This is a genomic window from Grimontia sp. NTOU-MAR1, from assembly GCF_035758505.1.
Classification (GTDB): Bacteria; Pseudomonadota; Gammaproteobacteria; order Enterobacterales; family Vibrionaceae; genus Enterovibrio; species Enterovibrio marinus.
Genome location: NZ_CP142108.1, coordinates 1,012,773 through 1,037,486, shown reverse-complemented (window position 1 = coordinate 1,037,486; position 24,714 = coordinate 1,012,773). Strand labels below are relative to the sequence as shown.

The 24,714-nt window shown below is 48.9% G+C and carries 23 protein-coding genes; 10 read left to right on the top strand and 13 right to left on the bottom strand.

The genetic code is table 11. The annotated features are described in order from the left end of the window. Positions 1 to 7: 7 nt before the first annotated feature. Positions 8 to 1,342: a flagellar filament capping protein FliD gene (gene fliD / locus VP504_RS04675; protein WP_325893181.1), complete on the bottom strand. Its 1,335-nt coding sequence runs from the start codon at positions 1,340 to 1,342 to the stop codon at positions 8 to 10. A 671-nt stretch (positions 1,343 to 2,013) separates the two neighbouring features. Continuing rightward, positions 2,014 to 2,385, bottom strand: coding sequence for a helix-turn-helix transcriptional regulator (locus VP504_RS04670; protein ID WP_325893180.1), 372 nt, complete (start codon positions 2,383 to 2,385; stop codon positions 2,014 to 2,016). 125 nt (positions 2,386 to 2,510) lie between these two features. Here VP504_RS04670 and VP504_RS04665 point away from each other — a divergent pair, with 125 nt between their 5' ends. Further along, complete coding sequence (locus tag VP504_RS04665) at positions 2,511 to 3,344, top strand: alpha/beta fold hydrolase (protein WP_325893179.1); 834 nt, start codon at positions 2,511 to 2,513, stop codon at positions 3,342 to 3,344. Between the two features lie 87 nt (positions 3,345 to 3,431). Here the strand turns inward: VP504_RS04665 and VP504_RS04660 are convergent, their stop codons facing one another. Both VP504_RS04660 and VP504_RS04655 read right to left on the bottom strand, forming a co-directional pair. Further along, positions 3,432 to 4,316 carry a hypothetical protein gene (locus VP504_RS04660; RefSeq protein WP_325893178.1) on the bottom strand — a complete coding sequence of 295 codons (885 nt, stop codon included), beginning with the start codon at positions 4,314 to 4,316 and terminating at the stop codon, positions 3,432 to 3,434. Positions 4,317 to 4,547: 231 nt separating this feature from the next. After that, entirely contained in the window at positions 4,548 to 5,303 is a 756-nt protein-coding gene (locus VP504_RS04655) for an IclR family transcriptional regulator (protein WP_325893177.1), read from the bottom strand. 141 nt (positions 5,304 to 5,444) lie between these two features. On the opposite strand from VP504_RS04655, the gene purU reads away from it, so the two are divergent. From purU to VP504_RS04620, 7 genes are all read left to right on the top strand, one after another. Then, complete coding sequence (gene purU, locus VP504_RS04650; RefSeq protein WP_325893176.1) at positions 5,445 to 6,305, top strand: formyltetrahydrofolate deformylase; 861 nt, start codon at positions 5,445 to 5,447, stop codon at positions 6,303 to 6,305. Positions 6,306 to 6,374: 69 nt separating this feature from the next. Next, positions 6,375 to 7,208, top strand: a complete 834-nt coding sequence (folD, locus tag VP504_RS04645) for a bifunctional methylenetetrahydrofolate dehydrogenase/methenyltetrahydrofolate cyclohydrolase FolD (protein WP_442788908.1) — start codon at positions 6,375 to 6,377, stop codon at positions 7,206 to 7,208. A 14-nt stretch (positions 7,209 to 7,222) separates the two neighbouring features. After that, a complete protein-coding gene (locus tag VP504_RS04640) occupies positions 7,223 to 8,470 on the top strand; it encodes an FAD-dependent oxidoreductase (protein WP_325893174.1) in 1,248 nt (415 codons plus the stop codon). A 10-nt stretch (positions 8,471 to 8,480) separates the two neighbouring features. Next, on the top strand, positions 8,481 to 8,792 hold the full coding sequence (locus VP504_RS04635) for a sarcosine oxidase subunit delta (RefSeq protein WP_325893173.1): 312 nt from the start codon (positions 8,481 to 8,483) through the stop codon (positions 8,790 to 8,792). After that, positions 8,789 to 11,698 (top strand): FAD-dependent oxidoreductase, encoded by a 2,910-nt coding sequence (locus tag VP504_RS04630; protein ID WP_325893172.1) that lies wholly within the window; start codon positions 8,789 to 8,791, stop codon positions 11,696 to 11,698. Before VP504_RS04635 ends, VP504_RS04630 begins: the two co-directional genes overlap by 4 nt. Position 11,699: 1 nt before the next feature. Beyond that, entirely contained in the window at positions 11,700 to 12,308 is a 609-nt protein-coding gene (locus tag VP504_RS04625) for a hypothetical protein (protein ID WP_325893171.1), read from the top strand. Between the two features lie 384 nt (positions 12,309 to 12,692). After that, positions 12,693 to 13,703, top strand: a complete 1,011-nt coding sequence (locus VP504_RS04620; protein ID WP_325893169.1) for an Ldh family oxidoreductase — start codon at positions 12,693 to 12,695, stop codon at positions 13,701 to 13,703. A 152-nt stretch (positions 13,704 to 13,855) separates the two neighbouring features. On the opposite strand, the gene lafA is transcribed toward VP504_RS04620, so the two are convergent. The 9 genes from lafA to VP504_RS04575 all read right to left on the bottom strand — a co-directional run bounded on the left by lafA (position 13,856) and on the right by VP504_RS04575 (position 21,997). Continuing rightward, positions 13,856 to 14,701: a lateral flagellin LafA gene (lafA, locus tag VP504_RS04615; protein WP_325893168.1), complete on the bottom strand. Its 846-nt coding sequence runs from the start codon at positions 14,699 to 14,701 to the stop codon at positions 13,856 to 13,858. A gap of 141 nt (positions 14,702 to 14,842) precedes the next feature. Then, positions 14,843 to 15,646: a diguanylate phosphodiesterase gene (locus VP504_RS04610; protein WP_325893983.1), complete on the bottom strand. Its 804-nt coding sequence runs from the start codon at positions 15,644 to 15,646 to the stop codon at positions 14,843 to 14,845. 19 nt (positions 15,647 to 15,665) lie between these two features. After that, positions 15,666 to 17,759 (bottom strand): flagellar biosynthesis protein FlhA, encoded by a 2,094-nt coding sequence (flhA, locus tag VP504_RS04605; protein WP_325893167.1) that lies wholly within the window; start codon positions 17,757 to 17,759, stop codon positions 15,666 to 15,668. 33 nt (positions 17,760 to 17,792) lie between these two features. Then, a complete protein-coding gene (flhB, locus tag VP504_RS04600) occupies positions 17,793 to 18,920 on the bottom strand; it encodes a flagellar biosynthesis protein FlhB (RefSeq protein WP_325893166.1) in 1,128 nt (375 codons plus the stop codon). Beyond that, positions 18,917 to 19,693, bottom strand: coding sequence for a flagellar biosynthetic protein FliR (gene fliR / locus VP504_RS04595; protein ID WP_325893165.1), 777 nt, complete (start codon positions 19,691 to 19,693; stop codon positions 18,917 to 18,919). Before fliR ends, flhB begins: the two co-directional genes overlap by 4 nt. Continuing rightward, entirely contained in the window at positions 19,693 to 19,962 is a 270-nt protein-coding gene (gene fliQ / locus VP504_RS04590) for a flagellar biosynthesis protein FliQ (RefSeq protein WP_062713600.1), read from the bottom strand. Before fliQ ends, fliR begins: the two co-directional genes overlap by 1 nt. Before the next feature lie 98 nt (positions 19,963 to 20,060). Next, positions 20,061 to 20,765 (bottom strand): flagellar type III secretion system pore protein FliP, encoded by a 705-nt coding sequence (gene fliP / locus VP504_RS04585; RefSeq protein WP_442788907.1) that lies wholly within the window; start codon positions 20,763 to 20,765, stop codon positions 20,061 to 20,063. 54 nt (positions 20,766 to 20,819) lie between these two features. Further along, positions 20,820 to 21,188, bottom strand: coding sequence for a flagellar motor switch protein FliN (gene fliN, locus VP504_RS04580; protein WP_062713597.1), 369 nt, complete (start codon positions 21,186 to 21,188; stop codon positions 20,820 to 20,822). Between the two features lie 11 nt (positions 21,189 to 21,199). Beyond that, positions 21,200 to 21,997 (bottom strand): FliM/FliN family flagellar motor switch protein, encoded by a 798-nt coding sequence (locus VP504_RS04575; RefSeq protein WP_325893162.1) that lies wholly within the window; start codon positions 21,995 to 21,997, stop codon positions 21,200 to 21,202. A 546-nt stretch (positions 21,998 to 22,543) separates the two neighbouring features. Between VP504_RS04575 and VP504_RS04570 the strand changes: the two genes are divergently transcribed. Together VP504_RS04570 and VP504_RS04565 are read left to right on the top strand one after the other, a co-directional pair. After that, on the top strand, positions 22,544 to 23,374 hold the full coding sequence (locus VP504_RS04570; RefSeq protein WP_325893161.1) for a MotY family protein: 831 nt from the start codon (positions 22,544 to 22,546) through the stop codon (positions 23,372 to 23,374). Continuing rightward, the gene (locus tag VP504_RS04565; RefSeq protein ID WP_325893982.1) at positions 23,374 to 24,705 is read left to right on the top strand and encodes a sigma-54 dependent transcriptional regulator; all 1,332 of its coding nucleotides are present in this window, start codon (positions 23,374 to 23,376) and stop codon (positions 24,703 to 24,705) included. Before VP504_RS04570 ends, VP504_RS04565 begins: the two co-directional genes overlap by 1 nt. Positions 24,706 to 24,714 lie beyond the last annotated feature (9 nt).

Sequence of the window (24,714 nt, the reverse complement as noted above, 5' to 3'; positions counted from 1 at the left end):
AGTTCTCCTAACCAAACATCGACATGGTTTGGTTCATCTGGGTCATGATGTTGTTCATCTGGGTAAATTGTTTTAGGTAGCGGTCGTACGCCATGTCGTACTTGCGCTCGAGTTGGGCTTGCTTATCGTCAATGCGGTCGATGTTGCTTTGCAGCGACTCTTTGCGAGAGCTGAGCAAGCCGGAAGAAAACTTCAGGTAGGGCTCCATCATAGAGTCGATTGAATCGAGCAGGTTGCCTTTGCCGTTAAACATCTGCTCTAGGGCAGCACTGTTATTCTTCTGGGCTTCGGTGAACTTGTCGTTATACAGCTCCATCTTGCCTTCACGGTTAATGCTGATACCTACATCAGCCAATCGCATGCCGTTGAAATCGCTACGCAGAGTGCCGGATAGCTGGCTTTCGATAGAACGGAGTGTTGGGTCGTTGGCTAATGCGCCACGTTTTTGATCTTCACCGCCCAACGCTGTGTGCTCATCCAGCGTCGTGATCAGCGTGTTGTAGGCCTCAATGAACTTGTTGGCCTGCTCTTTGGTTGATTCAGCATCTACACCGACATTCAAGCCAATCGCCGCATCTCCGGTGGTTTGCGCTTTCGTGACCGTGATATCTACGCCATCAATCACCCCTTCAAAGGTGTTGCTGGCATTGGTCAGCTTGAGGCCAGAGTTCTGCGCGCCCAGCCAAATGACTGCGTCTTTCGGCTCTGTGATTGTGTTGAGGTTGGCAAAGCCATCTTCAAACCAGGTGGCACCGGTGCCCGTCGCACTGACTTCAACACGGTTTGCCGCGCCTGTTTCTGTGGATGAAAGCATCAGGTGGGTTTGGCCATTCGAGCGAACCGGCGTGGCATTCACACCCGGATTGGTGCTGTTGTTGATGGCTTTGACCAAATCGCCCATGGTGGCCTTTCCATCACCGTCGGTATCAACAGTGGAGAGGTCAATCACCATTTGTTCTCCGTTTACGGTGAAGGTGAGTTCACCAGTGGTGGGGATTTCAGTGTTGGCATCCATGTCCGCTGGCATGCCCGCTGAAGCCTGATGCGCAGACGCAATCTGCTCAACAAAAATCTGGTAGCTACCACTCAGCGCATTGGCATCCGCACTCGCGGAAAAAAAACCATCCTGCGTGGTGGTTGCGGTGTTCTTGATGATGCTGCTGCCCGTGCTGTTCATGTCGTTCACTGCATTGCGGAAATCTCGCAGTGCCGAATCCACTTTGCCCAGTGCAGCAATTTGCGCTTGATACTTATCAGCCTGCATTTGGTAACGCATCTGGAAAGGTTGAACGTCAAAGGTCGCCAACTGCGTTGCCATTGTGATTGGGTCTAACGAACTCATGGGTTTGCTCCCTGTGCATCAGGTCAATGCGTTTTTGTATGAACAACAAATCGCAAGATGTATGCCATTGATTAGTGCTAATAAAAACAATGAATTAGCACGGTTGTTTATAGAGGGCGGAAGCAACATTTCCTTTGTGGGGTTCCGTCGCTTCCTGCTGAAAAAGGGATTTTTCCTAACAGCTATCTCATCAAATAACCTGAAGATGCAGGATTCAGCGAGTTTGACTGGCGTTGTGTTCGCGGCGTTCCTTTGTAGGTGTCGTCACCTCCATCAAAAAAGAACAACAAAGAGCACGACGTCAGTCAACTCGCCCGAAGGGAGGCCTTCAATGCGCCCACTTCATCGTTAAATTCCACGGAAATAGAACGACTATTCCTCGCGAAATTTGCCTCGAATTGAACGCATTGATGACCTCTGAATGCGAGTATCTTCAGGTTGTTTGGGTATAAAGGCGACAAAAAGTCGAGTGGTATTAAGAGGTTAAACGCGTAGAAAGGTGATCTTGAGCCAGAGAATGATGCGTCTCAGGGAAGCATTTCCAGATTATTCGGGAATAGACGATAGATTTTAGGGGAGCTTTTAGAAGCAATAAATTCTTCAAATTTCAGATGCTTAAGGTGTATTAACTAAGCTAGGTGAATAGGTTACTTTTCTTTCAAATATATAACTCACTCACCTTCTACAAGGTTTACCATACATGTTGCAAGCTGTTTACTGGTTTGTAGAAATTCTTTTCTTGAGTTGTCAGGGAGTCTGGAAACGACTTTCAGAAAATCTACTACATCCTGACTATGCTGCGTCCTCTGATGGTCTAGATCTTCCTCTACTTCGTCAAAGAACCAAAGAAGCGGAAAATTAGTAATAGCTGCAATGTCCTTGAGTGTAGACACTCTAGGTTCAGTCTTTCCTGTCTCCAGGTCCAAATATGTTTGTCTGGCTATACACAACAAACGAGCCATTTCTACCTGGGTTTTACCCGACTCTGCCCTTGCTATCTTAACCCTCTGCGCCATTGTGACGTTTGACATTGCTTTACTCACGTTATCTCCTATTAATCTCACTTTAATAGTTAAAAGAAAAACATATACAGAACGATATATTGTACAGTGATCTTGTCAGTTGTAAGCGGATATAGTTTTACCTCGTTTTTTATGAGGTATTAAAGATGAAACACGTAATTCTAAACAGCAAACTGTACCGCTACTCAATGACTGAAAATAAATCCACTGAGCAAGTCGCTATATTTTTACTTGGCGCACTGCAAGATATTGAAAGTGTGAGGTTCTATTCTGAGAGTTTCTCAAAGACACTTACATGTATTACGTTAGAGATTCCCGGAACAGGTTACGCTGAGCCATTAGGCGTATCTGTTTCAATTCAAGAGCAAAGCCAAATGTTGCTTGATTTCATTAATTATATGGATATACGAGCTGCACATATTATTGGTTTCTCATACGCAACTGCTATTGCTACGGAATTATGTTGCATATGGAGAGGTGTTAAGTCTCTTAGTATTTGTGGCGGTGTTCCTGGTATTCCAAAATCAGGTATTGCCGCTACAAAGAGAATGATTGCCGCAGCAATGCAAAGTAAACGTGAATTTGCTGACACGTTTATCGACTCACTCACTGCTGATGATCAAAATATTCCCCGATCTAAAGTCATCAAAAAAGCAATGGCAAAGAATATCGCAAACCTTGATGAAACGCGTATCAGTATGTTTTTTGATAACTCAATTAGACTACTTGTTCACAAACCGAGCAACATTAAAAAAATCACAGTTCCGGCAATTGTTTGTGCTGCTGAGCATGATCCTTATGTCACAACAAAAATAGCCAAAGCGTTCTGCGAACAACTGCCAAACAGCCAATACATGGAGATAAAAAACTCAGATCACTTGGCTCACTTGGAGCATCCTGAAATTGTGGCTACGGCACTTATACTACTCGCTTCCTCTGCGGTTAATGTAGAAAAATCCCTACATAAATTGTCAGCATAATTATCAGAAGATTAAGAATAATGGTCAACGTAATTTGTTGCGTATTTTACGTTGACTATTTTCAATCAAATCTTTGAAATCACAGTCTTATATGTAAAGTTTTGATAAGGAGAATAGAATTTGAGAGACATGTTTCTTTTGTTTGCTATTTAACCGTCTCATCGCTTCAACGATAAGTGTGTCGCGAACGTGCTGAGCAACACGGAGGTGGTGAAATTGAGGGAAAGAAGTCATTTCGGAGGTGAAGCTTGCATGGGAATTCAACTTGAACCCAAGTTTTCCCCTGAATCCAACAGCAACTGAGAAAGCAACTGGCTTATTTTCATTTTCGAGTATTTGGTATTGGTATTGCGATATGCCAAGAACTCTGCACATTGTCTCAGTTGAAATAGAGAACGCAGTTCTAAACTGTTTTAGATTGATAGCCAGTGATCGATAGTAATCTTCTCCAAATACCTCAAGATCCAACCTTTCTGGCGGGAGAAGGCTGTCGTAGTTTATACCCTGATATTCTTTTATCCCTTCAAGCTCAGAGCGAAATACATCAAACTCCTTTTTGTCTTGTTCTGAATAAAGTTGGGTAATAATGGTCAGGACAGCATTAAACTGACACAAAGGTATCTTTCCAGTTCTTATTAATGCTTCAATTGATGCGTCTTCCATACCACGGTAATACTCTCTCAATCTCAGACCATAGTAAAAGGCAGTCATGGGTACCATCATCATCCAGCTGAATGCAGCAACAACATGAAGGGGACGGTGACCTTGATAAGAGGGCTGCATGTACTTTTGAAGTGTGTCGACATTGATACCGATAAACTTACTCTTTAAGTTCTTGAATGAGACTTGATGTACTCGTCTGACATAGGCCATAGACAGTGCTATGTCAGAGTCGATGTCCTTAAGGAGGAAATCTAGTCTATCAATATCTTCATCAGTGACTTCACTGGGTGGCGATTCAATCAAACTCATAGGCTCATTTTTATGAGATGGTTCATGTCTGTTCAATATCATGAAAGATCTGAACTAGAGATGCACTATAAACGTCTATTTTTATTGAGATAGATATACTCTTTTACTTCTCTACGCTAGCTGACTCGATGATTGAAAAGTCACTGCCTACTGGTATACCCAAGCAACATGAAGTGGCAGGATTCTGCTTACTCGGAGGAAGACGTTTTAAGCTTTAGCTTTCAAACGAGGTCAAGCAGGTGCTTCGTAGGAAATGGTTTTGGCAGTATTGAGTAAACTTTCTTTGGCTGCTTCGAATTGGTGCCGCTTATCCATAATTTGCTCTGCACCTGAAATGTTGATGGCTGCAATGATGTTACCCAGATAATCAGTGATGGGCGCGGCAATGGCTGTTGCGTTATCAGAGCGATTCAAGGCAAAACCCTGTTTCTTTTCTTTGGCGAGTAAGTGCTTCAGTTCTGGAAAAGTCTGGGGGTGGGGCTTAGGGTACATATCCAGATGAATCGATTGGTAGACGGCACTGAGCTCAATGTCGCTCAGTTGCTGGAGCAAAATCCGACCCATTGCATTGGTATGGCAAGGCAATCTGGTTCCCAAAGGAATATTGACTGACAACCGCTGCGAGGCTTGTGCACGATATACGTATAGCGTTTCCAGACCATCCCTAATGGCCAAATGACAAGAGATACTGGTGTCATCTCTCAGCTTTTTGAGGTGAGGGGCCGCAATGTCGACCAAACCCTGCCCGGCCAAAAAAGAAAATCCCCTCGAAACGACCTGGGGCCCCAATGTATATGCGTTTCTGGCAACTTTTCGTAGGTAGTTTTTATCCAACAAAGTTTGGACGATTCGGTAGATAGACGACTGACTGACACCCAAACGCTCAGCAAAGTCATTGGTGCTGAGAATTCGGTGCTCTGCATCGAACAGTTCAATGATTTCCAATCCCTTTGCCAAGGACTGAACTTGATAGTCCGCTTTGCTCATCTTTTCCTCGCATGTAAATGAAAAATTCAAATATGAATAAAATATGTGTTTAATTTGTTTTCTTGTCCATCCGTACTGTCAATTTAATGACAATTCACATATCAAATCGACAAGTACGTAAAGCAACCAACAGGATGGAACATGCAAGAGTCAAAGGAGTTTATTCTTAAGGCAACGTGTGATGCATCGAGTGGGATTCTTGCGGCAGTCACTTCCTATCTGGCGGGTCTTAGCTGCTATATCTCCGAGCTGCATCAGTTTGATGACGAAGAAAATGGCAATTTCTTTATGCGTGCCGTGTGTCGGATTGAATCTCCGGATGTCGATCTGGAGATGATCAGGGAAGGGTTTGAAGAACAAGTCAGTCGATTCCATATGGACTGGGAATTCTTTGATGTCGAAAAGCCTATGCGCGTGCTCATCATGGTGAGTAAGTTCGATCATTGTTTGAAGGACCTTCTATACAGACATGAAAATGGCGAGTTGCCAATGGAGGTGACCGCCGTCGTTTCCAATCATAAAGATCTGCGACCAATTGTTGAGCGAGCCGGTATTCGTTTTATCTGGCTACCTATCAACGCTGAAAACAAGCCGAGACAGGAAGCTGCGCTTCTGGATGTCATTCAAGAGACAGACACTGAGCTCGTTATCCTTGCTCGTTACATGCAGATCCTCTCAGACGATCTCTGTAAAAAACTTCACGGCAAAGCCATCAATATCCATCATTCATTCTTGCCAAGTTTTAAAGGTGCCAAGCCTTATCATCAGGCACATGCTCGCGGGGTAAAGCTGATTGGTGCTACGGCGCACTACGTCACCTCTGATCTCGATGAAGGCCCAATCATTCAGCAGAGTGTTCAGCCTGTGGGCCATACTTATTCTTCAGACAGACTGGTGGCGGTTGGCCGGGATACGGAAACCATCGCACTCGCACAGGCTGTCAGGCTTCATCTGGAACATCGTGTGTTCATGTACGGTAACAAAACCGTTGTCTTTCAATAGTCAGCAGAGGTGATTGTGTCTTTGAATGTTATTGATGGTCGTCAGCTTGCAGAGCGCTTGGTTGAGGAGATGGCTGAGGAAGTGAAAACCAGGACTGCGCTTGGATATCAGCGTCCTGGGTTAGCGGTAGTGCTGGTGGGAGAAGATCCTGCCAGTGCGATTTATGTTCGTAACAAAATCCGAACCGCTGAAAAAGCGGGATTGCATTCGGTGATTACTCATTTGGACGCGTCATGCTCCCAACAGGCGCTTGATGACATTGTGACCGAGCTGAATGAGCGTGATGATATCGATGGCATTCTCGTTCAACTCCCTTTACCAGCACACCTTTCAGAAGAGCGCATTATCAACCTGATCACGCCTGAAAAAGACGTAGATGGCTTTCACCCCATGAATGTCGGGCAACTGGCTACTGGGCAGGCGCATCTTGTCCCTTGCACACCGTTAGGTTGCCTTGAAATTCTGAAAAGGGAAGTTGGCGACTTGTCGGGGAAACATGCCGTTGTCGTGGGCCGATCCAATATCGTGGGCAAGCCCATGGCGAGCATGCTGCTCCAAGCCAATTGCACTGTCACCGTGGTGCATTCAAAAACGGTAGATGCTGCCAGTCTCTGCAAACAAGCCGATATTCTCGTTGCTGCTGTCGGTGTCCCCGAGTTGTTGGATAGTGCTTGGGTCAAACCCGGTGCAGTGGTTTTGGATGTCGGCATCAACGCCATTGAAAAAGACGGAAAACGCAAGCTGGTCGGAGACGTTAACTTTGCGGATGTCGCTGATATCTGCAAAGCAATAACCCCTGTCCCGGGAGGCATTGGCCCTATGACCATCGCTTGCCTTATCAAAAATACACTGGTCGCAGCCAAACAACGAGGCGTCAAACAGCCTGTTGTCAAAGCACGTTAAGAAAGGAGTCTGCTGTGCCTTTTTCGCTTTTAAAATATGGTCTGACGAATGACTATCCCTTTGAGAAGGATGCGGACTTACCGGTTCCCAGCAATCTAAAGCATCACTACGACGTAGTGATTATTGGTGGTGGTGGACATGGCGTTGCTACTGCCTATTACCTTGCCAAATATCACGGTATCACTGATGTTGCGATTCTCGAAAAGGGCTATTTGGGTGGCGGGAACACGGCAAGGAACACCGCCGTTATCCGCTCTAACTACTTAACCTCAGAAGGCGTTAAGTTCTACAGTGAGTCCGTCAAATTATTCCAGAATCTCTCCAACGAGTTTGACTTCAACATCATGTACTCCTCCCGCGGACAACTGACTCTGGCTCACACTGATGCCACCGTTCGCTCGTTCCGGCAGCGTACGGAAGTCAATAAACATTTTGGCGGTAGAACTGAGCTGATCGATCCGCAGCAAATACGCGAATTGGTACCTACCTTGAACATGAACCCTGCCGATATGCCCATCCTGGCGGGGCTTTGGCATATTGATGGCGCGACTGCAAGGCATGATGCCGTAGCTTGGGGATACGCAAAAGGTGCAACCCAACGTGGCGTAGAGCTGCACCAGTTAACGGAAGTGACAGGTGTTAATACTTCGAACGGGAAGGTCGTCTCTGTTGAAACCAACCGGGGCACCGTTGGGTGCGGTTGTGTGGTGCAGGCCGTCGCCGGGCATAGCTCGATTGTTGCCGGGATGGCGGGCTTTCGCATGCCCCTCACCAGTTACCCACTTCAAGCCATGGTCACCACCCCCGTTAAACCGTTCCTTAATCCTCTCGTCAGCTCTTCCGCACTGCATTGCTACGTTCAACAAACCGGCCGCGGAGAAATTGTCTTTGGTGGTGGGTCTGATCCTTATCCGCTTTATAACACCCGATCGACGCTGGATCTCAAAGAGAGCCTGATAGCGAGTGCTATTGAAATGTTTCCATTCATGGCGAATTTCAAGTTGCTTCGACAGTGGGCAGGCACGACAGATATGACCAGCGATTATAGCCCGATCATGGGGTTGAGCCCAGTCGAGAACTACTACTTGGACGCAGGGTGGGGAACATGGGGATTTAAGTCGACACCGATTTGCGGAAAAACCATGGCCGAATTGGTGGCCTCAGGTGGAAAAGTACCGGAGCTGATTGCGCCATTCTCGATGGATCGGTTTGACGTGTTCCGACAGGTAAACGAAATGGGGGCGACGGCCGCAAGCCATTAGGAGAGTTTTTATGAAAATAATGCCATGCCCCTTGAACGGTCCAAGAAACATCAATGAGTTTGTCTACGGTGGGGAAGTGAAAGCCATGCCAAACCATCGTGAGTGTTCTGACAAAGAGTGGGCCGAATACGTTTTTTATGCTGACAACAACATCAAAGTCGTTCAGGAATGGTGGTTCCACAGTGCGTCCGGCTACTGGTTTATTGCTGAAAGACACACAGCCTCTGACGAGATCATTGATACCTACGATCCAAGCGAGATTTTCACAAAAAGGGTCTCTTTTGATGCCGCCCCTGACCAAGGACAAGGAGGGAAGCAATGACTGATGCAAATCGACTAGCGCCTCCAATGGGGTCTTTGATTTCACGCGATCGGCGTGTGCGGTTTGAGTTTGAAGGTACGAGCTATATCGGGTTCGATGGCGATACGGTTGCCAGTGCCTTGGTTGCTCACGATCAATGGCTGCTGTCCCGATCGTTCAAATACCATCGGCCGCGCGGACCACTTTCAATGGCTGGTCAGGATGCAAATACACTGGTTCAACTGCCAGAAGAAGCTAATGTGTTGGCAGACCGTATAGGCATTGCCGAATCACCAGAGGTGATGGGACAAAACTACAGCGGATCACTGGAAAAAGACGCCGATGCAATATTAGAAAAAGTGGGTCGGTTTATGCCCGTCGGCTTTTACTATCGTGCGTTTTATAAACCTAAAGGTATCTGGGATAAGTGGGAGCCGCTCATCCGTAAAAAAGCAGGTCTGGGTTTGGCTGATTTGGACTTCGAGCCAACTTACCACGACAAGGCCTATTTGTTCTGTGATGTGATGGTAGTGGGTGCGGGGCCTGCGGGCCTGAATGCTGCCATTACTGCTGCAGAAAATGGTGCAGACGTGATCCTTGTTGATGAAAACAAGCAGCTTGGCGGTGCACTGACTTACCACCGGTTTGATATCGATGGTGAGGCGACAGAAGAAATGCTGAATGCGCTTTGTTCAATCGCGACTCATCATCCGAAAATTCGTGTGATGACAGATGCCGTTTGCAATGCCTGGTTTGCAGATAACTATTTGCCAGTACAGACGGGTAATCGTATGTATAAAATCAGGGCCAAACAGTGCATTGTCGCTTCGGGTGAATTTGAGCAGCATGTGGTGTTCAGAAACAATGATCTGCCGGGCGTGGTGTTGTGCAGCGCAGCTATGAGATTGATGAAGCACTACGCCGTAAGGCCAGGCAAAAAATCCGTTGTGTTAACCGGAAATGATGATGGATATCTAACGGCTATCGAGTTAGCAGAGCAGGGTGTCGATGTTGTTTCCATCGTCGATATGCGCCAATCCCAGCCGCGAAAAGATCTGGTTGATAGCGTCGAGTCTCTTGGCATCCCAGTCGTCCCCGGCGCGACGGTTTATGAGGCGACAGCAAAAAATAACCACCTGTCAGCGGTGGACGTATATTCGATCAATGAGGATTACGGTGTCGAACAAAAAGTCTCGACCATTTCTTGTGATCTACTCTGTATGTCTGCGGGATACATGCCGACTTACCAACTGCTGTGTCAGGCAGGTGCCCAGCTAAGCTACGACGATAAATCAGCCCGGTTCACCTTGAAGAATCTCCCGGCAAATCTGCACATTGCGGGCTCAGTGAATGGTATTCATGAACTGGATAAGGTCATAGCAGACGGACAACGTGCAGCTTACCAATGTTTGCAGCAGCTGGGTTTTTCAGAGGTTGCTGGCATCAAGGTTCAATGTGACGTCTCAACTAACTTTCCGTGGCCAATATTTCCGCACCCTAAAGGAAAAGACTTCGTTGATTTTGATGAAGATCTGCAATCTAAAGACATCATCAATGCCACGCGTTTAGGCTATCGGGATATTCAGTTGGTTAAACGATTTTCCACTGTAGGGATGGGTCCTTCACAGGGCCGTCACTCCGCACTACCCAGTGCGCGTTTGGTGGCCATGGCAACAGACAGAACCGTGAGTGAAACGGGCGTGACGACCGCCAGGCCACCGTTTATTCCCGAGAAACTGGCGTACTTAGCAGGTAGGATTTTCAATCCCGTGCGTAAAACCCCAATGCATGAAAGGCACGAAAGTCTTGGGGCGCAATTTATGCCTGCTGGCGCATGGCGACGTCCCGCTTACTATGGAGAGACATCGCAACGCAATGCGCTGATTCAGGATGAAGTCTCTGCGGTTAGACAAAATGTCGGGATCATTGATGTTAGTACGTTGGGCGGTATTGAAGTTTACGGGCCTGATGCGCCGGAATTCCTGAACCGCATGTACACCTTTGCCTTTGTGAAACAACCTGTTGGTAGAACCCGCTACGCTGTGCTGACCAACGAACAGGGTGTGGTGATTGACGACGGTGTCGCATGCCGGATTGCAGAGGACCACTACTATGTCACGGCAACAACCAGCGGCGTCGATGCGGTTTATCGTGAAATGAAGAAGTGGAATGCGCAATGGCGGCTGGATGTCGACATTGCCAATGTGACCTCGGCGTTTTCAGCAGTGAATGTAGCGGGCCCCAACGCGCGAAAAGTGCTTGAGAAAGTCTGTCACGATGTGGATTTTTCCCCCGAAGCTTTTCCTTATCTTGAATATCGGGAAGGGCACATCGAGGGGATGCCAGTGCGACTGATGCGTGTCGGATTTGTAGGAGAGTTGGGCTATGAAATTCATATGCCGACCCTGTTTGCGCTCAACATCTGGGACATTCTGATGGACGCCGGTGAGGCGTTCAGCATGCGGCCGTTTGGGGTGGAAGCGCAGCGGCTGCTGAGGCTGGAAAAAGGCCATATCATCGTAGGACAGGACACGGATGGCATGTCTCACCCCGGTGAACTTTCATTGGGATGGGCGATCGCAAAAGCCAAGCCGTTTTATGTCGGCTCTCGCTCGGTAGATATCGTGATGCGCCGCGAGCAAACCCGCAAACTGGTTGGGTTTAAGCTCGACAAGTCTTCACCCAAGCCAGAGGAAGGACATCTGGTGTTGGATAGGGCAGGGGCGGATTCCAACATCACAGGAAATGTTACTTCCTGTGAATATTCCTCAACCTTGGATGCTTATATCGGACTGGCATTCGTAGGCATTGACCAGCAAGAAAAGGGAACCTTAATCCCGATCCGGGTGGACGGAAAAGAAGTGTGGCCGGAAGTCGTCCCATTGCCATTTTACGATCCGGAAGGTGAACGACAGGAGGTCAATTAACATGAGTTTGTTTTCAGTCAGTTCTCAGCCAGAACGCAGACAGAGTTGCATCGAGCAGGAGCATCACCTGTCATCTATTTCTTTCTATGATGCGACGACGTCTAATCGCATCGGTTTTAGAGGAGCGCAGGTCGCTGCATTTCTGGAAGCTCATGGAATACTGATACCAGAGCAGCCCAATCGCGCGCTTAAGATGCCTAATGGTTTGTGGATTCTGCGTCTTGGCCACACTGAATTTTGGTTAGTCGATAAGAGAGACCAAAACACCGACGCTATGATAGAACTGGAAAAAGAGGCAGAACAGCGCGAACAGGTAACCCGCTTGTATTGTCAGCATAGTCATGCTCTGTTTGTTCTGACTGGCGACGACTGTCCGGAAATGTTCGCCAAAGTATGTGCAGTCGATCTTAGCGGTGACACCTTTAAGCGGGGTTGCATTGCTCAAACATCTGTGGCGCGTGTTTCTTCTGTCGTAGTGAACGTATCAAAGAGCGAATTTGAGCAAACGCGTTTTCTCATCCTGAGCGATATTTCAAGTGCAGACTATTTGTGGAAAGCGCTTGATGATGCCGCCGAAGAGTTTCAACAAACCACCACCACAATCAGCTAAGAGAGGAAATCCGAGGGTAAGTTGACCATATATACCCAAATAACCTGAAGATGCAGGATTCAGCGAGTTTGACTGGCGTTGTGATCGCGGCGTTCCTTTGCGGGCGTAGTCACCTCCATCAAAAAGGAACAACAAAGAGCACGACGTCAGTCAACTCGCCCGAAGGGAGGCCCTCAATGCGCCCACTTCATCGTTAAATTCCACGGAAATAGAACGGCTATTCCTCGCGAAATTTAACTCGAATTGAACGCATTGATGACCTCTGAATGCGAGCATCTTCAGATTGTTTGGGTATAAAATCAACACACAAACCAGACGTGTTCATTCCTGTCGTTTGTCGGGCTTATCGGCTTCGGGTGTAAACAAAGGAAAGGTCTGATTTGGGTGCTAAATACGAAAGGAGTATATATGCCAGTGATTACAATTTCTGAGATTCATCAGGTTTGTAAAACAGCGTTAGAAAAACATGGAGCGTTACCGTGGATTGCAGAATCTGTTGCCCATGCTGTTGCTAAAAATGAATCGCGGAACAACCGGATCTGCGGGTTGTATTATTTGCAAAGTTATTGCGAGCAACTCGTTTCGGGCAGGGTATCAAAAGATGCAGAACCGGAAGTCACTTTGCCAAAGCCGGGTTTTGTGAAAGTCGATGCCAAATATGGCTTTGCTCAACCTGCTTTTGAGCGCGCATTACCTGCTGCAATTTCAGCAGCTCGCGACAATGGCACGGCATCATTGGCTATTGGTCATAGCCATACCTGCACCTCGTTAGGTTTTTTCACCGAGCAGTTGGCGCGTCATGGTTTTATCGCGATTGGCTTTACCAACTCTTCTCCCATTGTTGCGCCCCCTGGTGGGAAAGTTCGTACCATAGGCACTAACCCCGTGGCTTTTTCCGTACCTGATGGAGAAGGCGGAATCGCCATGCAGTTTGACCAGTCCACCACAGTGGTCGCCCTTGGGAAAATCACCATGGCAAAAGAAGCAGGAGAGTCAATTCCTGAAGGCTGGGCGTTAGATGAACATGGCCAACCTACCACTGACCCGCACAAGGCTTTAGCGGGTTCTTTGGTTTCAGCGGGAGGGTACAAAGGTTGGGGATTTGGCCTGATGGCCGAGTTGCTGACAGCCGGTATGACGGGCGGAATCGCTTCTCAGTTCGTTAAGCCGCTTAAAGCGCCACAAGGTGACCCCCACGATTTAGGGCAGTTTTTCCTCATCATAGACCCGACAAACTCTGATTATTTTTATGAAAGATGTCAGCAGGTGGCTGATCTTGTCTCTCAAGATGATGGAACCCGTTTGCCCGGCCAGTTTATCAATGAAATAAAAGAAGTAGAGGTGCCTGAATCCCTCTGGGAATTAGCGACCCGATTATCTAACGGCCCCCGGTAACGGGTTATGTTTGGGCAGTGAAGATGCTGCCTGAACTTCTTTCCCAAGACTTTGTTTCTCCACCTTTGTTCCGCACCCTGAAAACAAAAAAACCTCCCGAAGGAGGCTTGGAAAAAAGTCCGGTTCTGGACAAAGAAGAATCGTTCGCGCGATTAGCGCAGTAGGGACATCGCCATACCAGGCAATTGGTTGGTCTGAGACAGAACAGTGGTACCTGCCTGCATCAACATTTGGTTCTTGGTCATATTTGAAGATTCAACCGCAAAGTCTGCATCAGTGATACGGCCTTTAGCAGCAGCGGTGTTTTCAGTCATGTTGCCCAAGTTAACAATGGTGTGCTCAAGACGGTTGATGTTCGCACCGAATGCTGCACGTGTTGCACCCAGATTTTTGAGGATACCGCCATCCGTTTCTTTTAGTGCTTTCAGAGCTGCGTCAGCGTTTGCTGCTGTGGTCAGGTCACCCAAACCACCTACTGCAGCGTCCAGATCGCCCAGCTCAGTTGATACGTCAACGGCCAGACGTTCAGCAGACGTTGCACCGATTTGGAAGTTGACTGCACCTGCAGCGAAGCTACCGGTTTTCAGCAGCTTATTACCACCGAAGCTGGTGTTATCCATGATGTTGGTCAGCTCAGCTGTCAACTGTTGGTATTCTGCATCCAGTGCTGCCAGTTCGTCAGCACCGTTTGAACCGTTCAGTGCCTGAGTCGCCAGATCACTCATGCGGTAAACGATGTTGGTCATTTCATCCATCGCACCTTCCGCCGTTTGCATCATAGAGATGCCGTCTTGTGCGTTACGCATTGCCACGTTCATGCCGCGGGTCTGGCTGTCCAGACGGTTTGCGATTTGCAGGCCTGCTGCATCGTCAGCTGCTGAGTTGATGCGGTAACCGGTGCTCAGACGCTCCATCGCATTGTTCAGAAGGTTGCTTGTGTTGTTCAGAGTATTTTGAGTAACAAGCGACGCGTAGTTAGTGTGCATTGATAAAGCCATTCTAAGCTCCTTGGTTAACTGTTTATCAGGCTTCGGGTTCTCCCCTGCTCACTAACTAGAGGCGGATGGTTTTTCGAAAGGATTAACCGGAAAATTAAAAATAACAATGAATTGGCAGGATTCGTTATTGTTTAGTGATCTTCATTCCGTGAATTCAGGTTCAAGCCCCAATAATTCTTGAACTGTCAGGGGTTTGAATGACATGGAAACCGGAATGTCGCTGAAGTAACCAAAGTAATGTGTCGCGCCAAGCAGACGATATTGGCTCAACTCACCCTGGCTCGCTACGCGTCCCGCTACCCATGGCATTTTATGGGTACGAAGAAAACGCACCACGGGCAAAAGAGCATGTCGGTCCGTTTTGCTATCCAGAGAAATGGCGAGCTTTACCCTATCCGGCAGGTGCTTTCTTATAAATTCAAGCTGCTGGCAGGGAATCGAAATATCGAACCAGAGTGCTCCCGCATGGGCGCGAATTCTGGCTACCAAAGAGACTAACTGCGGATGGGATTTTTCCGGCACCTGAATTTGTAGAGAGGGAATGACGAAGCGGAATGCCCGTTTATCCAGCGCCAACATCTGGTGCAGTGCTTCATGACCTTTTCGCCAAAGCAGGGCATTCGCATCAATCGGCACCACAATATGGTTCAACAAACTGGGGTGAAAGGTGTCGATTTGAAAACGACTTTGACGGAGTGCGAGGTAAAGGCTGTAAAGGTCGAGTGCAAAGCGCATGCCTTCGGATAGCTCAAAGCGGTAAACACTTTGTTCACCGCGGCTACCGAAGCGAAGTGTCACGTGCTGATAGACAACATCCTCGGTTTTGACATCGCGGATGGCCTGGCACACATGTTTAATATCGTTCTGACGAAAGGCGTTGAGGATCAGCATGTCGTCTTCCGTGTCGACGTGGTGTTCAATCAACACAGTGAGCTTTTTTAGCATCAACTGGTGAACATTGAGATTAGCCAAGGTTTCCTACCACATTGATCTGTTTATTTTCAGGAACTTCATTGTAAGAAAGCACCGCTAGTCCTTGTGTAAAGGTGCGGGCATAGCGCGCAATCAATGGGCGGAGTTGTGGCATCACCAGAAGGATTGGCGCCATGCCTTGTTGCTTCAGTTGCTGGCGAATCAACGGCAGGTTCTGTTGGAATTGTCCCAGAATGTTTGGCTCAATCGGGAAACTGTCCAGCATCACGGGGCCACTTGCCTGTGCCTGTTGCAGCGAGGTGAGCAGCATCTTTTCCAGCTCATCAGACAAGGCATATACATTCAGTTCATTTTTCTGACCCGCGACCAGATTGAACAGGGTACGGCGAAGCGTGCAGCGCACATCCGCCGCGACCAGAATTGGGTCTTTAGTGTTTTCCGCCGACTCCAACATAGTGTTGGCGATGGTGCGGATATCGCGAAGCGGCACTTGATCTAACAGCAATTGTCGATAAACCTTGAGTTGCTGCGCGGGTGTCAGTGCTGCGCTCAATGCCTGCGCCAGTTTCGGTGCCTGATGAGTCAGGCGCTGGTTCATCGCATCGACATCGTCATGGGTGAACAAATCAGCGAGGTTGGATTTCATTACCTTGCTGATGTGGGTAGCGATAACCGTGCTGTCGTCGACAACCTGATAACCCATGTTGAGGGCTTTGGCTTTGTCGGTATGTTCAATCCAGACCGCGGGCAATTGATACGCCGGGTCGCTGCCGAGAATGCCGTCCACTTCACCATAGGTTTCGCCGACCGCAATGGCCATTAAACGGTCAGGTTCAATAAAGCCTTGCTCAATCACTTCGCCATTAAGGGAAAGGGTGTACTGATTCGGTTTCAGGCTCAGGTTGTCGCGGATACGCACTTCCGGCAGCAGGAAGCCGATTTGTTCAGAAAGATTCCGGCGGACACCGCGGATACGTTGGGTAAGTGGTGCCCCCTGATCTTTATTGACCAGATGCACCAATCGATAACCCAGCGCCAGGGAAAGGGTATGCACGTGGGGAATATCATCCCAGCTCAGGTTCGCTTCTTCCTCACGCTGCATCACATGAGAAATGGCGGCCACTTCGTCCAGTTGCTTGTCTTCAACCGGCGCTTTGCTTTGTCGCCAGCCTGCAAAAGCCAGCACACCCGCAAAGGCGAAAAACGCCATATGTGGCATGCCCGGTACGATACCAATGACTACCATGATGCCTGAGACTGTGTAGAGCGTGGCTGGGGTAGCGAGTAACTGCTTACGTACCGTTTCCGTCATGTCGTTGTCGGAATCGTTGATACGGGTCACGATGATAGCCGCCGCTGTTGCCAGCAAGAGGGAAGGGATCTGGGCGACCAGACCATCACCGATAGTCAGCAGCGCATAGGTACGCATAGCCTCCGAACCTGTCAGACCGTGGTCAAACACGCCGATGCTGACACCACCAATCAGATTGATGAAGAGAATGAGCATACCCGCGATGGCATCACCGCGAACGAACTTGGACGCACCGTCCATTGAGCCATGGAAGTCCGCTTCATTCGCGACTTCCTTACGACGAAGGCGGGCGGTTTCCTGATCGATCAACCCTGCATTCAGGTCGGCATCAATCGCCATCTGTTTGCCGGGCAAGGCATCCAGGGTAAAGCGGGCGCTGACTTCGGAAATACGTTCGCCACCTTTGGTGATCACCACAAAGTTAATGATCATCAAGATGACAAATACCACCATACCAATCAGGTAGTTACCACCAATGACCACTTCACCGAAGGCTTGAATAACCTTACCCGCTGCGTCGCCTCCATTGTGACCTTCGAGTAGCACGATACGGGTCGATGCCACGTTCAGTGCCAGGCGGAGTAGGGTCGCAACCAGCAGTATGGTTGGGAAAATGGAGAAATCCAGCGGTCGCTTAGCGGTGGTGCTGACCAGCAATACCAGAATCGCCAGCACAATGTTGAACGTGAAAAGGGCATCCAGCAAAAGCGGCGGCAATGGCAGGATAACCATAGCAAGCAGCATCAGGAGCACAACCGGAATACCGATGCGCCCTTTGGCTGATTCCTGGAAGGCTTTTAACCGGTTAAGCATATCTCTGGTCCTTCATGGTGGTGCGAAAGCAAATCAGTGCTGCAGGTGCTTGGGAATCGAAAAGTGCGGCAACGACATAGGTTTGTCGCCGCGCCCTTCACGAAAAGCCTTCACCTGCAGGACATAAGTCAGAATGTGTGCCACTGCGATATAAAGCTGGCTGGGAATGGCTTGTTCAATCGCAGTGGTGTGATAAATCGAACGGGTCAGCGGCGGGGAATGGATGATTTCCACGTTGTTTTCCCGCGCAATGCGCTGAATATGCATGGCGGTTTCATCTACGCCTTTGGCAACAACGAAAGGGGCCTCTGAAAGCTTGGTGTCGTATTTCAAGGCCACGGCATAGTGGGTTGGGTTGCTGATCACCACATCCGCATTTGGCACGGCTTTATCAATTCGTCGGCGGGCAAACTGCTGTTGGATTTGTCGAATACGCTGTTTAACTTCCGGGCGGCCTTCGTTGTTTTTGAACTCTTCTTTCAGCTCCTGCTTGGTCATACGCAGTTCTTTCATGTGCTCCCAACGCTGGTAGGGAATATCAATCACACCAAACAACAGCAGGGCAAACCCCATCAATAGCAAGCCTTCGAACAGGATATTCATGATCATGACGACACCCTGTGAGAGCGGCAGATTCTGCATGCCAAGCAGCGGTTGAAGGTTGTTATCCAAAAAGCCGTAAAGCACACCGGAAATGACCGACACTTTCAGGGTGGATTTGATGAGCTCCACCAGCGAGCGAGTGGAAAACATCCGCTTAATGCCATTAATTGGACTGAGTTTACTGAGCTTGGGTAAGACGTTGGCAGTGCGGAACATCCAGCCACCCAGCACTAGAGAGCTCAACACCGTTGCGACGATGATCATGACGAACATCGGCAGCAGAAGCTCAATCATGATGGCAAGGCTCTGGCCGACATGCTCAATCGCCTGAGAGGGATTTTCGAGGTCTGTTTTGGTCAGCGACATGTTGAAGCGGAATACCCCGCTTATGGCTTCCCAAATGGTGGGGAGCTGGCTATAGAAGTAGACGGCGACAGCAAGGAAAATCACGGCGGTAGTGAATTCCTTGGCGCGGGGGATCTGGCCTTCTTCTCTCGCCTTTTTGATCTTCTGGGGCGAGGCCTGTTCCGTTTTATCCTGAGACGACTGTTCGCTCATGCGCCCCCCACCATAAAGCTGTTGAGATGACGAAGCGTGTCATGCACCAATTCTGTGTATTTATCCGGTACACCGGAAATCGACAGCAAGACGCTGAACAAGCCAAGCAGCATGGTCATGGGAAAACCCAGTGCATACACGTTGAGCGACGGCGCGGCGCGGTTCATCACACCAAAGCTGATGTTGGCCAGTAGCATGGAAACGATGGCAGGAAGCGCCAATGCAAGCGCAGACGCGAACATCCACCCAAAGACATTAATGACCCCTTGAAGGGAAAGCGCGGTTAACCCTGAGCCTACTGGCCAAATCACAAAGCTTTGGATCAGAATGTCGATAACCAGAAGATGGCCTTCCAGTGACAGGAACAATAAGGTGCAAAACAGAAGGAAAATACGGCCAAGCACCGCCACCGATAGGCCGTTGACCGGGTCATTCATCATTGCCATGCCGAGACCCATTTGCAGTGAGACTATCTGGCCGAGCATGGTGAAAACGGAAAAAAGCAGATGAAGGATAAGGCCAAAGAAAAGTCCCCAGATCGCCTGCTCGAAGGCAAGGAAAAGAGAGGTCAGGGAAAACAAATCTACCGCTGGCATGGTCGGCATCAAAGGCGCGGTGATGACGACAATTGAAAGCGCCAACAGGCTGCGCACCCACACCGGAATTAAAGCATCGCCGAAAAACGGCATCGAAATAAACACGGCACCGATACGAAAAAACGGCCACCAGAGCTGACCGAGAATGGCTGAAAGTTCTGCGAATGTCAGCGCCATCAGCCAATCATTCCCGGAATATTGAGAAACAGGTATTCGAACAGCTCCATGATTTTCCGGAGCATCCAGTGTCCGGCGAAAATCACCATGAGCAGGGTCGCAATAAGGCGAGGCAAGAAGCTCAGGGTTTGTTCGTTGATTTGTGTGGCAGCCTGAAAAATCGCAATCACTAAGCCAACCAAAAGGCCAGGCACCACTAGCACAGCCACCATCAGAATGATGAGCCAAACTGCATTGGAAAAGAGAGTGACGACGAGTTCGGGAGTCATGACTTAGCTACCATTCGCGATAAACCATTCGCGATAAACCATGCGCGATAAAACCATTCGCAACAAAACTATCTGCAACAAAAGCACTCACTACGCGGCTACCCAAAGCTGGCGGCAAGGGTGCCGACCGTCATTGCCCAGCCGTCAACCAGCACAAACACCACGAGTTTGAATGGCAATGAGATGATGAGGGGGGAGAGCATCATCATACCCATTGCCATCAAAACACTGGCGACCACCAAGTCGATGATCAAAAAAGGAATAAACAGCATAAAGCCGATTTGGAAAGCGGTTTTCAGCTCGCTGATGACAAAGGCAGGCAGCATGACAGCAAAGGAAATGTCTTCGACATTCTGGTCGAGTGGCTCGTTGGCGATACGCAGCATCTGCTCAAGGGCGCTTTGGTGAGTTTGCTTGAGCATGAAGTCACGCACTGGCGTTTCAGCTACCGAGAACGCCTGCATCAGGGTGATTTCCCCTGCGTCATAAGGTTTGAAGGCGTTGTCGTAAATGTCGCTCCAGACCGGGCGCATGATCAACAGCGTCAGCGCGAGGGCAATGCCCACCAACACGCGGTTTGGCGGACTTTGTTGTAAACCCAGAGCCTGACGCAAAATCGCCAGGACGACGATAATCCGGGTAAAGCTCGTTCCCATCAAAATGAAAGCAGGCAGAAAGCTCAGTGCTGTCATCAGCAGCAAGATCTGCAGCTTCACGCTGTATTCCTGCTCGGTCGCGCCATCGGTAACCGACAGAATCGTCAGACCATTGTCTGCCAAGGCTGGCGCAGCGAAGAGCGCCATCGCAACCAAAATACTGCCTGCACAGACTCTGAGGGAACGGGATACCACCATGGCTTATTGACCCACTCCGGCCAGAGCAGAGTCTACGACATCAATCAGGCGAAGGCCGTATTTGTCATTCACTACAACCACTTCGGCATGACCCATCAGAGAACCGTTTACCTTCACATCCAGCGGCTCGCCGTTGAGCTTGTCTAACTCAATCACGCTACCTTCACCAGCTTTCATCAAATCACCCAGAGCGATTTCTTTGCTGGCAACTTCCAATGTCACAGTCACTGGGATTTTCTTGAAAAAGCTCAAGTCTCGCTCCGGCATCGCGGCAGGTTGCGACAGGGCTGGGGTATCAAAATCTTCCAGTTGGAAATCATCAAAATTCAGGTCATCGCCACTGAAGGTAGCGGTTTCAGATGCTGTGCTCACGGTGGGAATCCTTATTCGTGGTTTAAAGTCAGTACCAACTGTCCGTCCTGCTCCGCAACGCGGCCAGTAAACAGCTGTTCATTGCCAATGCTGACGGGCACGTTGGTCAGTAGCTCAATCGGCAAAATGTCGTTTGGGGCGAGATCCAGTACGTCGCTGAGCGGCATGGTTTTCTTGCTCAGTAACACATTGAGACGAACAGGGGTTGTCGCGAGAGACTGGGAGAATGCGTCGGAGAGATCTTTTTCGCTCTGTAAACCCAGTTCTTCAATCAATGTGCGGATGAGGTTGCCTTCAATGTCCATGGTCAACTGGCCGGAATGCTCTCCGAACTGGATATCCAGCGTGGCGCGAAGTCCCATGTCATAGCCGGGCTCAAACTCGCTTTGTGTCCACATTTCATCAGGCGCGATAGTGCCAATCACCAGTTTGCCAATACGTTCCTGAAGGCGCTTGTCGCTGGCGGTCAGTACAGTGTTGCTTCGCGCAACACTGGCACCATAGAAACTGTCTGAAAGAGCAATCAGTGTGGCGGCATCAAGATGAACGTAGGCGAAGCCGCCGTCATCATGCTTGAACGTGGAGAGTGTTTCCTTGTCGATGTCATCGAGACGAAGGGTATGTAGCTCAACGCCCTGGAATCTGACGTCGACCTGATTGTTTTTTAGCCAGCTTTGCAGGGAATGACGCAGAGTTAGCGCAAATGGCGCTAAAAAACCTTCTAAGTTTTCACGTACCGAATGAATCGGCTTTCCCAGCAATTCGACGCTGACCGCCTCAAATTGAGGCTTGGTGTTTGTCGTTTCCATTTATAGTTACCGCTTATATAACTTTGGAGCTAGTTGCTCACTGTGTGCCACAGTCTACACAGAGTTTTTTATTTATTTTTAGCGTGTTATTTAAAGTCTGTGACGTTAGTTCACATGTTAGATAAGGTTTTATATTACTGCTTTTAATAAAACTTATTTACGAGTAGCTTGCTGATCAAATTAAAAGTGGATGATTAAAGATTAATTCAAACAGTAATCTCACTTCAGATTAATTACTTTTGATCAATCCTATAAAACTAAGCCTGGACAAAGGCTAGCCCGAGATAGTACTGGATTCTTAATAGCTTACTGCCATTATATTGACGCAAGGCGTGTGGTTTTTCTGACGCTTATCGCCAATAAGGTAATCAGTGTGACAATTATTCCAAGTTGGGTGAAATAAATATTGGCTTAAGGTTATCTATGTTTGAGAGAATGAATAGATATATTTGCGTCTGTCTAAAAAATATACAGATCTGCGTTTTTCTGATTTTTCTTTTATTAAATTCAAATGACGCGCTGGCAAAAAGTGAGATCGTGGTTCCAATGGATTTATCTTCCTGGGAATTTAAACACGGTGACTTTGAATGCCAATTAATTCATTCGGAAATTCCAGAGGGGAAATTTTACTTCCGCGCACTTCCGGGAAATAAATTACATTTTTCCGCATCACTTAAAGAAAATATTAATCATTTTGAAACCGCGACGCTGTCACAACACGCTCCGGCCTGGTCTGCGCCTATCAGCATTGAGGTGTCTGACATCAGGGTCACGCCGGATTCGCCCCTGATTTTCACACAAGATGTGATTGAAATGCTGGATGCAGCGCAGACTAGCCAATGGGTGCACATTGCGCTTGCCGGAAAAAACACTTCCGCTTCCTACCTGCTGCCAACGATTCGCATCCAACAAAGCCTGACAGCATTTAACCGCTGTCGCGCCAAACTGCCGGGGATGACGTTCAAAGAAGCCAGAACCTTGTCTCTGCCTTTTGCGTTTGGTCAGTCATCTCTCACCCCCAGCCAGAAAGACAAACTCAATGCCATGGTCAGCTATCTCAAGCTGGACGACCGCATTGCCACCATTTTGATTGATGGGCACACCGACAGCGTTGGCAGTGCGATTGCCAATTTGAATACCTCACGCGCTCGTGCAGAGAAAGTCGCAGAGACATTGGAAACCTTTGGTGTTACGCGCGACATGATTGAAGTACGCGCTCATGGTGAGCGTTATCCCATCGCGAGTAATGACACCAAAGAAGGGCAGGCGCTGAACCGCCGCGTTACCGTCAGACTAGTACGCGGTTCAGAGCAGGTTGTGCCTTCAGATAACAAACAACGAGAAATCACCAATAAGACAGCGGCAAAGGTTCAATGATGAAGAAAACGGAAATTTTGCTGGTCGAGCCAAGCGAGTCGCTTGCGTTCCCGGTCATCGATGTATTGAAAGATGCGGGCTATCGGGTTCGACACGCCCGCACAGGAAGAAGTGCACTGCTCGGCGAACCAGCCACGATCACGCTGGTGAGTTCAAATTTGCCTGACATGGGCATCCGCGAATGGGTGGCTTGCCACCAGAAGCAGCGAAATGGTGGCATCGCGATTGCCATCGTCAATCAGGATGAAGGCATTCTGGCTGCGGAAACCATGAAAGCAGGTGCGACGGATTACCTGCTTCGCCCATTCGAAGCTAAACAGCTTTTAAATTTGCTTCGTCGCGTTGAAGCGCTGGGCAAACCGCTGGCGAACATTGTTGCTGAATCCTGGCGAAGCAAGCAGGTGCTGCAACTTGCGCATCGTGCGGCCTGCACCAGTGCCAGCGTGTTGATCACCGGCGAATCCGGCACGGGCAAAGAAGTGCTGGCGCGTTATGTTCATGAGCATTCCCCACGTTGTGATGGTCCTTTTGTGGCTGTGAACTGTGCTGCCATTCCTGAGTCTATGCTTGAGGCTGTGTTGTTTGGACACGTGAAAGGGGCGTTTACAGGCGCGCTGCAATCCCAAAGCGGTAAGTTCGAAGAAGCCAATGGCGGCACCATCTTGCTGGATGAAATCGGCGAAATGTCCCCGGCGGTGCAAGCCAAGTTACTGCGCGTTCTGCAAGAGCGGGAAGTCGAGCGCGTTGGCAGCCATAAAGCCATTCAGTTGGATATCCGTGTCATCGCTGCCACCAATAAAGACCTTCGTGAAGAAGTGCAGAAAGGCCAATTTCGTGAAGATCTTTTTTACCGTCTGGATGTTCTTCCGCTTCATTGGCCACCGCTTCGCGAACGCCGTGAAGACATTCTTCCTATCAGTCATTTCTTTATCGAAAAGTATCAGGACAGCAATAATTGTCGACTGTCTGACGATGCGATTTCTGCGCTCAGCCAATACAACTGGCCGGGCAATATCCGTGAATTGGAAAACGTGATTCAGCGTGCGTTGGTCATGCGTCACGGCGACTACATCACCGCGCAGGATTTGATGCTGCCGATTGAACTGGAAAACACCCCGTTGGCTGTTATGCCAGCTGAGCGCTTCAACCATGTGGAAGCCAAGCGCCATGCAGAGTTTCAGTTCATTCTCGACAAGCTCCGCCAGTTCGGCGGCAACCGCACGAAAACCGCAGATGCGCTGGGTGTGACCACCCGAGCGCTGCGCTACAAACTGCAGGCAATGCGTGAACAGGGCATTGATTTACAGTCGGCCCTTGGCTCAGCGGCTTAATGGAGGTGA